Here is a 15,186-nt window from a genome sequence, read left to right on the forward strand (position 1 = left end):
TTCGCACAACGCGCGCCTCTCATCTGTGAGCTCGCTCCGCTCGCTCACGTCATGCCCTACGGCACATCCCGTGGCATCTCGGGTGCAGCGTAACCGGGTTCCGGCCCCGCGTGCGTCCGCGCGACGGGGCTGGTGAAGACCCAGCGCCGCATCGCCCAGTACCGGAACAGCATGGCGACGAAGGTGCCCAGGACCATCCCGCTGAGGAAGTCCGCGATCTCCTGCTGGAAGGGGGTGACGTACGGCTCGCGCAGCTCGAAGGCGTACCGGGAGAGCGCCAGCGGGATGTCGTTGACGCCGATCGCCACCGCGCTGACCAGGTAGAACAGCAGGGCCTCGGGTCGGCGCCCGTCCGTCCGGAAGGCCCAGCGGCGGTTGAGCACGTAGGAGACGACGGTGGCGATCACCGTCGCCACCGTCAGCGCCACCACCGGCTTGTGCTCCAGGACGGTGAACTTGAGTTCGAGGTCGATCACCGTGGTGAGCACGAAGCAGCCGCTGCCGACCAGCAGGAACTTCACCAGTCGGCGGTGCCGGACCAGGAACGGTCGCAGCCGCGCCGGCGCCAGGGCCAGGACGCGTTGCGTGGGGGACGGCATGTCCGCAGTCTGGCACGCGGACCGGCCGTCCCCCTGTCGATCACGTCAGGCCGCGGCGACCAGCACCCCGGCCGGCTCCAGGGCCAGTGTGAGCACCTCGCGCACGTCGGCCACCGGGTGGACGGTGAGCCGCTCCAGCACCTCGGCCGGGACGTCGTCCAGGTCGGCCTCGTTGCGCTTGGGGATGATCACGGTGGTGAGGCCGGCCCGGTCGGCGGCGAGCAGCTTCTGCTTCACCCCGCCGATCGGCAGCACCCGGCCGGTCAGCGACACCTCGCCCGTCATCGCCACGTCGGTGCGCACCTTGCGGCCGGAGAGCAGCGAGGCCAGCGCCGTGGTCATGGTGATGCCGGCACTCGGCCCGTCCTTGGGGACGGCCCCGGCCGGGACGTGCAGGTGCACGCCGCGGTCGCGCAGCGAGGTGACCGGCAGCTCCAGTTCGGCGCCGCGCGAGCGCAGGAAGGAGAGTGCGATGTGCGCGGACTCCTTCATCACGTCGCCCAGCTGCCCGGTCAGGGTGAGCCCGGTGCCGCCGGTCTCGGCGTCGGCGAGCGAGGCCTCGATGTAGAGGACGTCGCCGCCGGCGCCGGTGACCGCGAGGCCGGTGGCCACGCCGGGGACGGCGGTGCGCCGTTCGGCGGGCTCCTGGGCGGACTCCGGCACGTGGTGCGGTCGGCCGATCAGGGCGCGCAGATCCTGCGCGCCGACCGAGGCGGGCAGCTCGCGCTCGCCCAGCTCGGCCTGTGCGGCGATCTTGCGCAGCACCCGGGCGATCGAGCGCTCCAGGGTGCGCACGCCCGCCTCGCGGGTGTACTCCCCGGCGAGCCGGCGCAGCGCCTCCTCGTCCACGCTGACCTGCCCGTCGCCGAGGCCGGCCTTCTCCAGCTGGCGCGGGAGCAGGTGGTCGCGGGCGATGACGACCTTCTCGTCCTCGGTGTAGCCGTCGAGCCGGACCAGCTCCATCCGGTCGAGCAGCGGCTCGGGGATGGCCTCCAGCACGTTGGCGGTGGCGAGGAAGACCACGTCGGAGAGGTCGAGCTCGACCTCCAGGTAGTGGTCCCGGAAGGTGTGGTTCTGGGCCGGGTCCAGCACCTCCAGCAGGGCGGCGGCCGGGTCGCCCCGGTAGTCGGAGCCGACCTTGTCGATCTCGTCGAGCAGGACGACCGGGTTCATCGAGCCGGCCTCCTTGATCGCCCGCACCAGGCGGCCGGGCAGCGCGCCGACGTAGGTGCGCCGGTGGCCGCGGATCTCCGCCTCGTCCCGGACGCCGCCGAGCGCGACCCGGACGAACTTGCGGCCCATGGCGCGGGCCACCGATTCGCCGAGCGAGGTCTTGCCGACGCCGGGCGGGCCGACCAGGGCGAGCACCGCGCCCCCGCGGCGGCCGCCGATCAGGCCGAGCCCCTGGTCCGCCCGGCGCTTGCGGACGGCCAGGTACTCGACGATCCGCTCCTTCACGTCGGCGAGGCCGGCGTGGTCGGCGTCGAGCACGGCGCGGGCGCCGACGATGTCGTACGCGTCCTCGGTGCGCTCGTTCCAGGGCAGCTCCAGGACGGTGTCCAGCCAGGTGCGGATCCAGGAGCCCTCGGGGGACTGCTCGGAGGAGCGCTCCAGCTTGTCGACCTCCTTGAGCGCGGCCGCCCGCACCTTCTCCGGGAGGTCGGCGGCCTCGACCCGGGCGCGGTAGTCGCCCTCCTCGTCGGCCGGGTCGCCGTTCAGCTCGGCCAGCTCCTTGCGGACGGCCTCCAGCTGGCGGCGGAGCAGGAACTCCTTCTGCTGCTTGGCCACGCCCTCCTCGACGTCCTTGCGGATGGTGTCGTTGACCTCCTCCTCGGCGAGGTGGTCGCGCAGCAGGGTGAGCGCGTACTCCAGCCGGGCGACCTGGTCGGCCTCCAGCAGCACCTTGAGCTTCTGCTCGGCGGTGGCGAAGGGCGCGTAGCCGATGTTGTCGGCGAGCTCGCCGACGCCCTCGATCTGCGCGACCCGGTCGACGATCTGCCAGGCGCCGCGCTTGCGCAGCCACTGGGTGGACAGCGCCTTGTACTCCTTGACCAGCTCGGCGGCCCGCCCGGCCACCGGCATGCCGACCGAGGACTCCCGGAACGGCGTGGTCTCCACCCAGAGCGCGGCGCCGGGGCCGGTGGTGCCGACCCCGATCCGGACCCGGCGCACGGCGCGCACCAGCGCGGCAGGGTCCCCGTCCGCGAGGCGGCCGACCTGCTCCACCGTGGCGAGCGTGCCGGCCGCCGCGTACGAGCCGTCCACCCGCGGAACCAGCAGGACCTGGGGCTTGCCGGAGCCGGCGGCCGCGGCGCGGGCGGCCTCGACCGCGGCGCGCACCTCGGCGTCCTTCAGGTCCAGCGGGACGACCATGCCCGGGAGGACGACCTCGTCGTCGAGCGGCAGCACGGGCAGGGTGAGCGGTGTGGACGTCGATGCCATGATCTCTCCCTAGTCAGTGAACTTGAGTCGACCTGACTAAGGCTTCACGGGCTCCGGATGTTCCCGGCACCTTGTTCGCCGCAAGCGAACGCCGCGTCACCGGGACGGCCAAGAGGAGGCGCCGTCAAAAGGACCGGGAAAGAACGACCCAAGAGACCCCGGGCGTCAGCGCACGGTGGACGGGCGGGCACCGGCCCGCACCGCCGCGGAGGCCGAGGAGGCAACGGAGGCCGAGGAGGCAGCGGCGCCGACCGCCGGGGCCTGCGCCGAACGGGTGCGCGGCCGCGGCGGGCGCCGCTCGATCCGCCGCAGCCAGCGTGACAGCACCACCCCGGTGAGCACCGCGGCCGGATGCCCCACGGCCGTGACCACGTCCTTCTCGACGGCGATCTGCTGGGCGATCATCAGCCCGACGCCGCCCAGCGCCAACACCCGCCCGCGCCAGGGCAGCAGCCCGGCCACCGCACCCAGGCAGGCGAGCACGCCGTAGCTGACCCCGATGTCCAGGTAGTCCATCGCCTCCGGCGCCATCCGCCCGGTCTCCACCGCGGTGATCACCACGCCCTGGGAGAGCAGCGTCGCCGCGACGTGCCCGATCGCGAACACCGCCGCGGCCCGGCCGGTGCCGACCCTGCGCTCCAGCGGCGCCAGGGTGAAGGCGAAGCCCCACAGGTAGGGCATCCACACCTCCCCGGCCACCCAGAAGCCACTGAGCACAAGGGCGCGCAAAGGGTGCTGGAGCAGGTTGTGGCCGTCCGAACTGGAGGCCTCCTGCAGACGCTGGACGAGTTCCGGATCGGCGACTTTGGCGAAGGTGGTGGTGGCTCCCACCACGGCGAGATATCCGAGGGTGAAGGGAGTGCGCCGGGGCGTCGGCACGCGTTCCAGCAGCCATTCGAAGACGCCGGTGCGCAGTCCGAACCGGAGCATTCCGTACGGCACCCCCGCGGGCGCGCTCCGGGCGGCCTCCCGCCGCAGTCCCGCCATGCCGCCTCCGCTCCACGCCCGCCGACACCGGTGCTCGCAGGTGCCCAACGTACCGGCGCGTGCGCCGGATTCCGCCCGGCGGGGCGTTGTCGTGGCCACGGTACGTCGAGGTTCTGAGAGGCACCTGAGAAAAGCCCGTGAAGACCGTCGACGCGAAGATCCGCCGGATTCCCGGCATTGGTCCAGACCTTCTCCCCATTAACGCGTCAGTAGGGCCTCTGACCGGCGACTTGGTGTCAACTGGACTGCATACGTACCGTTACGCAGAGAAAATTCGCCGGGTAAGGTATCGGCCCGTGCCCACTCAAGCGGTGGGTCCACGGGCGGCCGGACAGCCGGCCCACGGGCCGGAAACGTCCGGTCCACCTGCCGGAAAGCATCTGCTGTCCGTACGCTGCGAAGTGCGTGGGAGAAGTGGACGGGAGACCATCCGTCCACACGACTCCCGGGCACGCGACGGGACGGCGGACCCGGCACAGTCCACGACGGAACAAGACTACGAGCGGAGCCCCGCCATCCCCACAGGTGGCCGGCCCGCAGCCCTGGGGGCGGTGGCGTGACCGTGACAGAAATTCAGCAGGACAACCCCAACACCGGTGGCACAGTGAGCAGTCAGCGCAGAGTGCTGGTGGTGGAGGACGAACCCACGATCGCCGAGTCGATCGCGGCCCGACTGGGCGCGGAGGGGTTCAAGGTCGCCGTGGCCCATGACGGCCCCGGCGCGGTGGACGGCTTCCACACCTGGCAGCCGGACCTGGTGGTCCTGGACATCATGCTGCCCGGCTTCGACGGGCTGGAGGTGTGCCGCCGGATCCAGGCCCAGCGCCCGGTCCCGGTGCTGATGCTGACCGCCCGCGACGACGAGACGGACCTACTGGTCGGCCTCGGCGTCGGTGCCGACGACTACATGACCAAACCGTTCTCGATGCGCGAACTGGCCGCCCGGGTCAACGTGCTGCTGCGCCGCGTCGAGCGCGCCCAGCAGGCCGCCCGCACGCCCGCGCTCGGCAGCCTGCGCTTCGGCGAGCTGGAGATCGACCACGTCCAGCGCCGGGTCCGGCTCGCCTCGGGCGACGTCCACCTGACGCCGACCGAGTTCGACCTGCTCGCCTGCCTGGCCGCCCAGCCGCGCGCGGTGCTCACCCGCGAGCAGCTGCTGGCCGAGGTGTGGGACTGGACCGACGCGTCCGGCACCCGCACCGTCGACAGCCACGTGAAGGCGCTGCGCCGGAAGATCGGCGCCAGCTGGATCCGCACCGTGCACGGCGTCGGATACGCACTGGAGGCCCCGCTCTCCTGACGGGGGCTTCGGGCGACGGGCCACCGGGGGGCCCGTGTCCGACACCGCCGTGAGACCTCGCGGGGATCACAGGGACCAATGACCTTTCCACAGCAACGCAACGGGGACGCCGACGGCGCGCGCCCGCAGACGCTGGCCGCACGCGCGGCCAGCCGGGTCTGGGCCGACATCCGCCCGCTCGACCCGGTCCGGTCGATCAAGGGCAAGCTCGCCCTGCTGGTGATCGTCTCCGTGTTCCTGGCCACCGGGATGGTGGTCGTGGCGATCCGGTCCGAGACCCAGATCCGGATCATCATGGTCTTCTCCATGATCGCCTCGCTGCTGTTCATGCAGTTCCTCGCGCACGGGCTGACCGCCCCGCTGCGCGAGATGACGGCCGCCGCCCGCGCGATGGCCTCCGGCGACTACAGCCGCCGGGTCGAGGTGAACTCGCGCGACGAGATCGGCGAGCTGGCCGCCGCCTTCAACGGCATGGCCGCCGACCTGCAGGCCGCCGACCAGCACCGCCGCGAGCTGGTCGCCAACGTCTCGCACGAGCTGCGCACGCCCATCGCCGCGCTGCGCGCCGTGCTGGAGAACGTGGTGGACGGCGTCGTGCAGCCCAATCCGGCGACCCTGGGGGCCGCACTGGAGCAGACCGAGCGGCTCGGCCGCCTGGTCACCCACCTGCTGGACCTCTCCAAGATCGACGACGGCGTGGTCGACCTGGACGCCCGCCCCTTCGAGGTGCGCGAGTTCCTGGACGGCGTGCTGCGCGGGGTCACCGTGGACGGCGCGACGGCCGGCGGGGCGTTCTCCCGGCGCGGCGACGTCCGGCTGGCCCTGGAGGTCAGCCCGGCCGGCCTGACCGCCGTGGCGGACCCGGAACGGCTCCACCAGGTGGTCGCCAACCTGGTCGACAACGCCTGCAAGCACTCCCCTCCCGGCGGCACCGTGACGGTGCGCGCGAGACCGGACGGCGAGGACGGCGGCCTGCTGCTGGAGGTCCAGGACGAGGGTCCGGGCATCCCGCCGGCGGACCGCGGCCGGGTCTTCGAGCGGTTCAGCCGCAGCGGCACCGCGACCGCCTCCGGTCCGGGCTCCGACGGCGGCACCGGGCTGGGCCTGGCGATCGCCCGCTGGGCGGTGGACCTGCACGGCGGGCGGATCGCCGTCGCCGAGTCGCCGCGCGGCTGCCGGATCGAGGTCCGGCTGCCCGGGCAGTCCTGAGCGCCGGGACATTTGTCACAGATCCGACACAGACGCATACGAAGATCGCCTGCGGATCACCCTGGGTCTTTGTCCGTTTTCGCCCCGATTTGGGGGGCGATCGGGCCCGATCGGTTCCCCTCAGATACGGCTTTCTAACGTAGTTTTTCAGCCAATCTGCAGGTCAGGACTGTGATCTGGGCGACGCCTGGGGCCCGGGGACTGCGCGATCACTGGTCAGGGGCGTAGCCTTAATCCCCGCTGTCCAAACATCCCAAAAGGAAGCGGAAGAGGGCGGTTGCCGCCGTGTCGCCACAGTCCCCTGAAACCCCCAACAGCTCGGCAAGCTCCACTGGCTTCGGCCCCAATGAGTGGCTCGTCGATGAGATCTACCAGCAGTACCTCCAGGACCCGAACTCGGTCGACCGAGCCTGGTGGGACTTTTTCGCCGACTACAAGCCCGGTACCGAGGTGACCCCAGTGACCCAGGCCGCGACCCAGGCCGGCCCCACGCCGACCCCTGCCGCTGCCCCCGCGCCCGCCGCTGCTGCTGCTCCGGCCGCACCCGCGCCCGCCGCACCGGCCGCACCGGCCGCTCCGGCCCCGGTTGCCGCCCCGCTCGCCGCCGCGCCCGCCGCGCCCCCGGCCCCCAAGGCCGCCGCCGCTGCCCCGGCCCCGGCCGCCGCCCCGGCCGGCCCCGAGCTGGTCCAGCTGCGCGGCCCGGCCAAGGCCGTCGCCACCAACATGGACGCCTCGCTGGAGGTGCCGACCGCGACCTCGGTCCGCGCCGTCCCGGCGAAGCTGTTGATCGACAACCGCATCGTCATCAACAACCACCTGCAGCGCGCCCGCGGCGGCAAGGTCTCCTTCACCCACCTGATCGGTTACGCCCTGGTCCAGGCCATCAAGGCCGCCCCGGGCATGAACCACAGCTACAAGGTGGAGGACGGCAAGGCCTTCCTGGTCAAGCCGGAGCACGTCAACCTCGGTCTGGCGATCGACCTGGTCAAGCCGAACGGCGACCGCCAGCTGGTCGTCGCGGCCATCAAGAAGGCCGAGACCCTCGACTTCTTCGGCTTCTGGCAGGCCTACGAGGACATCGTCCGCCGGGCCCGCGCCAACAAGCTGACCATGGACGACTTCACCGGCGTCACGGTCTCGCTGACCAACCCCGGCGGCATCGGCACCGTGCACTCCGTGCCGCGCCTGATGCAGAACCAGGGCACCATCGTCGGCGTCGGCGCCATGGAGTACCCGGCCGAGTTCCAGGGCTCCGCCCCGGAGACCCTGTCCCGCCTGGGCGTCTCCAAGATCATGACGCTGACCTCGACCTACGACCACCGCGTCATCCAGGGCGCGGCGTCCGGCGAGTTCCTGCGCGAGATCCACCGCCTGCTGCTCGGCGAGAACGGCTTCTACGACGAGATCTTCGAGTCGCTGCGGATCCCGTACGAGCCGGTCCGCTGGGCCACCGACGTCGCCACCACCCACGACGACGAGGTCAACAAGACCGCCCGCGTCATGGAGCTGATCCACTCCTACCGGGTCCGCGGCCACCTCATGGCCGACACCGACCCGCTGGAGTACAAGCAGCGCAAGCACCCCGACCTGGACGTCACCACCCACGGCCTCACCCTGTGGGACCTGGAGCGCGAGTTCGCGGTCGGCGGCTTCGGCGGCCAGAAGATGATGAAGCTCCGCGACATCCTCGGCCTGCTGCGCAACACCTACTGCCGCACCGTCGGCATCGAGTACATGCACATCCAGGACCCGAAGCAGCGCAAGTGGCTGCAGGAGCGCCTGGAGAAGCCGTACGCGAAGCCCGAGCGCGAGGAGCAGCTGCGGATCCTCCGCCGGCTGAACTCGGCCGAGGCCTTCGAGACCTTCCTGCAGACCAAGTACGTCGGCCAGAAGCGCTTCTCGCTGGAGGGCGGTGAGTCGCTGATCGCGCTGCTGGACGCGACCATCGACTCCGCCGCCGAGCACCGCCTGGACGAGGCCGTCATCGGCATGGCCCACCGCGGCCGTCTGAACGTGCTGGCCAACATCGTCGGCAAGCCGTACGGCAAGATCTTCGGCGAGTTCGAGGGCAACCTCGACCCGAAGTCGATGCACGGCTCCGGCGACGTCAAGTACCACCTGGGCTCCGAGGGCACCTTCACCGGCCTGGACGGCGAGCAGATCAAGGTCTCGCTGGCCGCCAACCCCTCCCACCTGGAGACGGTCGACCCGGTCGTCGAGGGCATCGCCCGCGCCAAGCAGGACATCCTGGACCAGGGCGGCACCACCTTCCCGGTGCTGCCGATCCAGATCCACGGTGACGCGGCCTTCGCCGGCCAGGGCGTCGTCGCGGAGACCCTGAACATGTCGCAGCTGCGCGGCTACCGCACCGGCGGCACCGTGCACATCGTGGTGAACAACCAGGTCGGCTTCACCGCCGCCCCGGCGTCCTCGCGCTCCTCGATGTACTGCACCGACGTGGCCCGCATGATCGAGGCCCCGATCTTCCACGTGAACGGCGACGACCCGGAGGCCGTGGTCCGCGTCGCGCGGCTCGCCTTCGAGTTCCGCCAGGCGTTCCACAAGGACGTCGTGATCGACCTCATCTGCTACCGCCGCCGCGGTCACAACGAGGCCGACAACCCGTCGTTCACCCAGCCGCTGATGTACGACCTGATCGACAAGAAGCGCTCGGTGCGCAAGCTGTACACCGAGGGCCTGATCGGTCGCGGCGACATCACCATGGAAGAGGCGGAGCAGGCGCTCCAGGACTTCCAGGGCCAGCTGGAGAAGGTCTTCGCCGAGGTCCGCGACGCGGCCCAGGCGCCGGCCGACACCACCACGGGCAAGCCGGTCGCCGACTTCCCGGTCTCCATCCAGACCGGCATCTCCCAGGAGATGGTCAAGCGGATCGCCGCCTCGCAGGTCAACCACCCGGACTGGCTGACCGTCCACCCGCGCCTGCTGCCGCAGCTGCAGCGCCGCGCCGCCTCGGTCGAGGACAACACCATCGACTGGGCGATGGGCGAGACCCTCGCCATCGGCTCGCTGCTCATGGAGGGCCACCCGGTCCGCCTGGCCGGCCAGGACAGCCGCCGCGGCACCTTCGGCCAGCGGCACGCCGTCCTGATCGACCGCAAGACCGGCGAGGACTACACCCCGCTGCAGTACCTCACCGAGGACCAGGCCCGCTACACCGTCTACGACAGCCTGCTGTCGGAGTACGCGGCCATGGGCTTCGAGTACGGCTACTCGCTGACCCGCCCGAACGCGCTGGTCATGTGGGAGGCGCAGTTCGGCGACTTCGTCAACGGCGCGCAGACCATGGTGGACGAGTACATCGCCTCCGCCGAGCAGAAGTGGGGCCAGCACTCCGGCGTCACCCTGCTGCTGCCGCACGGCTACGAGGGCCAGGGCCCGGACCACTCGTCCGCCCGCCCGGAGCGCTTCCTCCAGCTGTGCGCGCAGGACAACATGACGGTCGCCATGCCGACCCTGCCGTCGAACTACTTCCACCTGCTGCGCTGGCAGGCGCACAACCCGCACCACAAGCCGCTGATCGTCTTCACCCCGAAGTCGATGCTGCGTCTGAAGGCCGCGGCGAGTGCGACCGAGGAGTTCCTGTCGGGCTCGTTCCGCCCGGTCATCGGTGACACCACCGTCGACCCGGCGCAGGTCCGCAAGGTGGTCATCACCTCCGGCAAGTTCTACTACGACCTGGCGGCGGCCCGGACCGAGCGCGGCATCACCGACACCGCGATCGTCCGCATGGAGCGGCTCTACCCGCTGCCGGTGGCCGAGCTCCAGGAGGAGCTGGCCCGCTACGGCGACAACGTCCAGTTCGTCTGGGCGCAGGAGGAGCCGGCCAACCAGGGTGCCTGGCCGTTCATCGCGATGAACCTGGTCGACCACCTGCAGGTCGTCATCGGCCGCAGCGGCGGCGACGCCCGTCTGCGCCGGGTCGCCCGCACCGCGGCCTCGTCGCCGGCCGTCGGCTCGGCCAAGCGGCACGGCGCCGAGCAGCAGGCGCTGATCGAGGAGGTCTTCGCGCTCTGACGCGCTGAGACCCCGCACCGCGAACACGCCCGCGGCTCCCGTCCCCTCGGTGAGGGGACGGGAGCCGCGGGCGTTCCTGTTCACGTCAAGGTCGCAGCTCTGCAACCAAACGGGGACCAGCCTGCACGGCTTCCTGACGGATCGATAGGTTATGCCTCGCCGGATCGCCGCTCGGCGCCCGTCATCGCGCCGCGGCCCCGGCCGAACGACCTCACCGCTCTCCCAGGGGGATCCACCGCATGACCGCCGACACGCCGCACCCCGGCAAGCTCCCTCCGGTCTTCCAGCCGCTCCTCCCCGACGACCCCCGGGAGGTCGGCGGCTACCGACTGTTCGCCCGGCTCGGCGCCGGCGGCATGGGCCGGGTCTACCTCTCGTACACGCCGGGCGGACGCCCGGTGGCGCTCAAGGTGGTCCGTCCCGAGTTCGCCGAGGACGTCGAGTTCCGCCGCCGGTTCGCCCAGGAGGTCAGCAACGCCCAGCGGATCCACGGGCTGTACACCGCGCAGGTGATCGACTCCGGCGGCCTGGACTCGGACGCGCCCTGGCTGGTCACCGCGTACGTGCCGGGCCCGTCCTTGCAGCAGGTGGTGCGGGAGCACGGCGCGCTGCCGGTCCGCACCGTGCTGCTGCTGATGGGCGGCATCGCCGAGGCGCTGCAGGCGATACACAGCGTCGAGGTGGTCCACCGCGACCTCAAGCCCGCCAACGTGCTGGTCGCCGGGGACGGCCCGCGGGTGATCGACTTCGGCATCGCCCGGGCCGCCGACGCCACCGCGCTGACCGGCACCGGCTACCGGATCGGCTCCCCCGCCTTCATGGCCCCCGAGCAGGCCCAGGGCCGCACCGTCACCCCCGCCACCGACGTGTTCGCGCTCGGCGCCCTGGCCGCGTACGTGGCCGGCGGCACCGCGCCGTTCGGCGACGGGCCGGACACCGCGGTGCTCTACCGGGTGGTGCACGAGGAGCCGGACCTGGAGGCCGTTCCGGCGGACCTGCGGGAGCTGATCCAGCGCTGCCTGGCGAAGTCCCCGGAGGACCGCCCCAAGCCCGCCGAGATCATCCAGACCGCCCGCAACCACCCGGAGGTCGGCGGCCAGCTGCGGTTCGGTGAGGACTGGCTGCCCCGGCAGGTCAACACCGAGATCACCCGCCGCTCCGATCTGCCCAGGACGCCGCCGACCCCGCTGCCGGCCGCGCCCACCGCCCCGCCGGCCCCGGCCGCTCCCCCGCAGCCGGCCGGCGCGCCGACCCAACCGGCCACCGCGGCGATCCACGCTCCGCAGCAGCCGGCCTCGCCCCCGCCGGGCTTCGCCCCGCCGCCGCTCGGCGCGTACGGCGCGCCGCAGCCGCCCACCGAGACGCCGACCGCCCCCGTGCTGCCCACCCCGCCGACCGTCCAGCTCCAGCCGGATCCACCGTCCTTCGACACCCCGCCGCCCGGCCCGGCGTTCACCGCCGCCGTCCCGGTGCCCGCGCCCGAGCCGGAGGCCCGGCGCAGGGGCGGGGTGTCCTGGAAGGCGCTGCTGACCGTCGCCCTGGTGATGGCGGTCGGCGGCACGGCGGGCGGCGTCGTGCTGATGAAGAAGCTGGACGACGGCAAGAAGCCGGCCGCGAGCACCACCCCGGCCCCCGTCCAGACGGTGACGCTCCCCCCGGGCCCGCAGTCCGCCCAGCCGACCGTGCCGGCGCCGACGCAGGCCGCGGCGACGACCCCGGCCACCCCGTCGAGCTCGTCGACGGGCGGGACTGCCAGCCCGGCCGCGAACCGGCCGGTCAAGTACACGGTGGTCTACCAGGACCAGGTGCTCAGCATCCCGCCGTCCGGCAACTACCAGTTCGACCTGCAGAACGGGAAGGTGGTGCCGGACAACACCGTGCAGTGGACGGTCGGCACCTCGGGCGCCGAGTTCCGGATCAGCAGCGAAACCGACGCGTTCATCGCCAAGGACGCCTCTCCCCTCACCCCCGAGCAGTGCGCGGCCGGGATCGACCGCGAGCCGGCCGCCCAGTTCAAGTTCGAGAACATCCCGGTCGAGCGGTCGTTCTGCGTGCGGGCCCGGGCGAGCCGGTCGATCGTCGTCCTGAAGGTGCTGAAGCTCGGCTCGAACGACGGCTCGGCGACCTGCGCGCTCACCTACTACCGCAACGACGGCTGACCGGCCCGGTCTATCCTGACCGGGTCAATCCCCATCGGACCGGAGCGAACCGTGTACTTCACCGACCGAGGCATCGAGGAGCTGCAGAACCGGCGCGGCGAGGAGGAGGTCAGCTTCGAGTGGCTGGCCGAGCGCCTGCGCGAGTTCGTCGACCTCAACCCGGACTTCGAGATCCCGGTCGAGCGGCTGGCCACCTGGCTGGCCCGGCTCGACGACGAGGACGACGACGAGTGACGTCCTGACCCGGTGGCGACCGCCGCCGGACGGAGGGCCCGGGAGGCAACCGCCTCCCGGGCCCTCGGCGTTTCCCCGTAGGGGGCGGCTCCGGGTCGGGTCAGGGCCCGTCTCGGGGGCGGAACCGCTTGCTTTTCCCGGCACGCGATATATCGTCTTTGGAAGAGAACGCGATACATCGCGATCCGCGACGGGAGGCGGCAGAGATGAGCCAGTGGACGATCGAGGGGCCGGGCAGGACCACCTTCGAGGACGCGGTCCGCGCGCTGCACGTGCGCGTCATCGACGGCACCGTGAACGTGGTCGCGGCCGAGGGCCCGGCCCGCCTGGAGGTCACCGACCTCAAGGGCGAGGCGCTGCACGTGACGCTGGTCGACGGCGTCCTGACCGTCACCTACAAGGACATCAACAGCTGGGGCGAGTTCGGCGACTGGATCAAGTCGGTCGGCTCGGTCCGCAACTTCTTCGACTCCTTCAAGCGCAAGCGCTCCGTCGACGTCACCCTGACCGTCCCGGCCGGCACCGACGTCAAGGTCGGCACCGTGTCGGCCCACTCCACCGTCACCGGCATCGACGGGCACGTCTCGGTGCAGGGCGCCAGCGGCGACACCACCCTGGCCGGGGTCACCGGGCGGATCGACGCCAGCACCGTCACCGGCGACGTCGACGCCCAGGCGGTCGGCGGCCAGCTCAAGGTCAACACCGTCTCCGGGCAGCTCACCGTGATCGCCGGCACCGCCGACCGGGTCCAGGCCAACACCGTGACCGGCGCCGTCACCCTGGACCTCGACGTGGCCGGCGAGACGGACGTCAAGGTCAACACCGTCAGCGGCCCGGTCGTGGTCCGGATCCCCTCGCTGGCCGACGCCACCGTCGAGGCCGGCTCCACCAGCGGCGACGTCTCCAGCACCTTCGACGAGCTCACGATGAGCAGCACCTGGGGCGCCAAGAAGATCTCCGGGCAACTCGGCGAGGGCCGCGGCAGCCTCAGCGTCACCACCGTCTCCGGCGCGGTGACGGTGCTGCGCCGCCCCGACACCGAGGACGACGCCCCGGTGGTGGTCAAGGAGCTCCCGGCCTCCCCCGCCACCGACAAGCCCGCCGGCCCCGACCTCACCAAGGAGGCCTGAGATGACCCCTGTGTTCGGCCACGGCCGGCTCCGGCTCTACCTGCTGAAGCTGCTGGACGAAGCCCCGCGGCACGGCTACGAGGTGATCCGCCTGCTGGAGGAGCGCTTCCAGGGCCTGTACGCCCCCTCCGCCGGGACGGTCTACCCGCGGCTGGCCAAGCTGGAGCAGGAGGGCCTGGTCAGCCACAGCACCGAGGGTGGCCGCAAGGTCTACCGGCTGACCGACGCCGGGCGGGCCGAACTCGAAGCCCGGCGCGGCGAGTTGGACGAGCTGGAGCTGGAGATCCACGACTCGGTGGCACAGCTCGCCGGGGCGATCCGGGAGGACGTCCGGGACAGCGCCAAGGATCTGCGCGAGGAGCTGTGGCAGGCTGCCAAGCAGGCCCCCCGGCCGGAGCGCGACACTAAGGCCGGAGCCGGCGGCGACCCGTGGGCCGGGCCCTGGGGCGACAACGAGTCCTGGCAGCGCGCCAAGGAGGAGTTCACCCAGTTCAAGCGGCACGCCAAGGAGCAGGCCAAGCGTGCCCGGGAGCAGGAGCGGGCCGCCAAGGCCAAGGCGAAGGCCGCCGAGGAGGAGGCCCGTAGGCTGCGCGAGCAGGCCAAGGCCTCCCGCACGGCCGCCCAGCAGGAGGCGCTGCGGATCAAGCGCCGGGTCGAGCAGCAGGTGCGCGAGCACGCCGCGAAGGGCGACTGGCCGACCGGGCTGGCCGAGGGCCTGTCCGAGCTGACCAAGGGCCTGGCCGGGCTGGCCGACGCCGCCCGCTGGGGCCACCCGGCGACGGACGAGCCGGCCGAACCGGGCGAGCGGATCACCGTGACCCGGATCGACCTGGACAAGGACCAGGACGAGACGGCCGCCCCCACCGACCTGCCAGCGTGGGCGCACACCGACCCGGACGGGGACCCGTCCCGCGAACTGGAGCGGCTGCTCGACCGCTTCCGCGACCAGGTCCGCGACGCGGCCCGGGACGGCGGGGTGAACGCCGACAAGCTGGCCGAGGCCCGCTCGGTGCTGGGCGCGGCCGGCGAGCGGCTGAAGCGGCTGCTCGGCTGACCCGAGCCTTCGGTGCAGGCCCGGTGCCGCCGTACGG

The 15,186-nt window shown here is 72.1% G+C and carries 10 protein-coding genes; 7 read left to right on the forward strand and 3 right to left on the reverse strand.

Going from position 1 to position 15,186, the window contains the following annotated elements; genetic code table 11:
• Positions 1–56: 56 nt before the first annotated feature.
• The 3 genes from ACIG5E_RS09745 to ACIG5E_RS09755 form a co-directional block, all read right to left on the reverse strand.
• Entirely contained in the window at positions 57–599 is a 543-nt protein-coding gene (locus tag ACIG5E_RS09745; protein ID WP_396532690.1) for a GtrA family protein, read from the reverse strand.
• A gap of 45 nt (positions 600–644) precedes the next feature.
• A complete protein-coding gene (gene lon, locus ACIG5E_RS09750) occupies positions 645–3,041 on the reverse strand; it encodes an endopeptidase La (protein WP_396532691.1) in 2,397 nt (798 codons plus the stop codon).
• A gap of 165 nt (positions 3,042–3,206) precedes the next feature.
• A complete protein-coding gene (locus ACIG5E_RS09755) occupies positions 3,207–4,028 on the reverse strand; it encodes a rhomboid-like protein (RefSeq protein WP_396532692.1) in 822 nt (273 codons plus the stop codon).
• 562 nt (positions 4,029–4,590) lie between these two features.
• On the opposite strand from ACIG5E_RS09755, the gene ACIG5E_RS09760 reads away from it, so the two are divergent.
• The 7 genes from ACIG5E_RS09760 to ACIG5E_RS09790 all read left to right on the forward strand — a co-directional run bounded on the left by ACIG5E_RS09760 (position 4,591) and on the right by ACIG5E_RS09790 (position 15,149).
• Positions 4,591–5,328 carry a response regulator transcription factor gene (locus ACIG5E_RS09760; protein ID WP_094742879.1) on the forward strand — a complete coding sequence of 246 codons (738 nt, stop codon included), beginning with the start codon at positions 4,591–4,593 and terminating at the stop codon, positions 5,326–5,328.
• A 78-nt stretch (positions 5,329–5,406) separates the two neighbouring features.
• Positions 5,407–6,537, forward strand: a complete 1,131-nt coding sequence (locus tag ACIG5E_RS09765) for a sensor histidine kinase (RefSeq protein ID WP_396532693.1) — start codon at positions 5,407–5,409, stop codon at positions 6,535–6,537.
• Positions 6,538–6,822: 285 nt separating this feature from the next.
• Positions 6,823–10,572, forward strand: coding sequence for a multifunctional oxoglutarate decarboxylase/oxoglutarate dehydrogenase thiamine pyrophosphate-binding subunit/dihydrolipoyllysine-residue succinyltransferase subunit (locus ACIG5E_RS09770; RefSeq protein ID WP_396532694.1), 3,750 nt, complete (start codon positions 6,823–6,825; stop codon positions 10,570–10,572).
• A 239-nt stretch (positions 10,573–10,811) separates the two neighbouring features.
• The gene (locus ACIG5E_RS09775) at positions 10,812–12,731 is read left to right on the forward strand and encodes a protein kinase (protein WP_396532695.1); all 1,920 of its coding nucleotides are present in this window, start codon (positions 10,812–10,814) and stop codon (positions 12,729–12,731) included.
• A 51-nt stretch (positions 12,732–12,782) separates the two neighbouring features.
• A complete protein-coding gene (locus tag ACIG5E_RS09780; RefSeq protein ID WP_396532696.1) occupies positions 12,783–12,965 on the forward strand; it encodes a DUF6104 family protein in 183 nt (60 codons plus the stop codon).
• A 206-nt stretch (positions 12,966–13,171) separates the two neighbouring features.
• Positions 13,172–14,095 carry a DUF4097 family beta strand repeat-containing protein gene (locus tag ACIG5E_RS09785; RefSeq protein WP_396532697.1) on the forward strand — a complete coding sequence of 308 codons (924 nt, stop codon included), beginning with the start codon at positions 13,172–13,174 and terminating at the stop codon, positions 14,093–14,095.
• Between the two features lies 1 nt (position 14,096).
• Positions 14,097–15,149, forward strand: a complete 1,053-nt coding sequence (locus ACIG5E_RS09790) for a PadR family transcriptional regulator (protein ID WP_396532698.1) — start codon at positions 14,097–14,099, stop codon at positions 15,147–15,149.
• The last annotated feature ends 37 nt before the right edge of the window (positions 15,150–15,186 follow it).

The sequence above is a fragment of the Kitasatospora sp. NPDC053057 genome (assembly GCF_044546945.1).
Taxonomy (GTDB): domain Bacteria; phylum Actinomycetota; class Actinomycetes; order Streptomycetales; family Streptomycetaceae; genus Kitasatospora.

Excerpts from the sequence above, each read along its gene's own strand:
- ACIG5E_RS09765 (WP_396532693.1), top strand. The coding sequence starts at position 5,407 with ATGACCTTTCCACAGCAACGCAACGGGGACGCCGACGGCGCGCGCCCG.
- ACIG5E_RS09745 (WP_396532690.1), bottom strand. The coding sequence starts at position 599 with ATGCCGTCCCCCACGCAACGCGTCCTGGCCCTGGCGCCGGCGCGGCTG.
- lon (WP_396532691.1), bottom strand. The coding sequence starts at position 3,041 with ATGGCATCGACGTCCACACCGCTCACCCTGCCCGTGCTGCCGCTCGAC.
- ACIG5E_RS09785 (WP_396532697.1), top strand. The coding sequence starts at position 13,172 with ATGAGCCAGTGGACGATCGAGGGGCCGGGCAGGACCACCTTCGAGGAC.
- ACIG5E_RS09775 (WP_396532695.1), top strand. The coding sequence starts at position 10,812 with ATGACCGCCGACACGCCGCACCCCGGCAAGCTCCCTCCGGTCTTCCAG.
- ACIG5E_RS09755 (WP_396532692.1), bottom strand. The coding sequence starts at position 4,028 with ATGGCGGGACTGCGGCGGGAGGCCGCCCGGAGCGCGCCCGCGGGGGTG.
- ACIG5E_RS09790 (WP_396532698.1), top strand. The coding sequence starts at position 14,097 with ATGACCCCTGTGTTCGGCCACGGCCGGCTCCGGCTCTACCTGCTGAAG.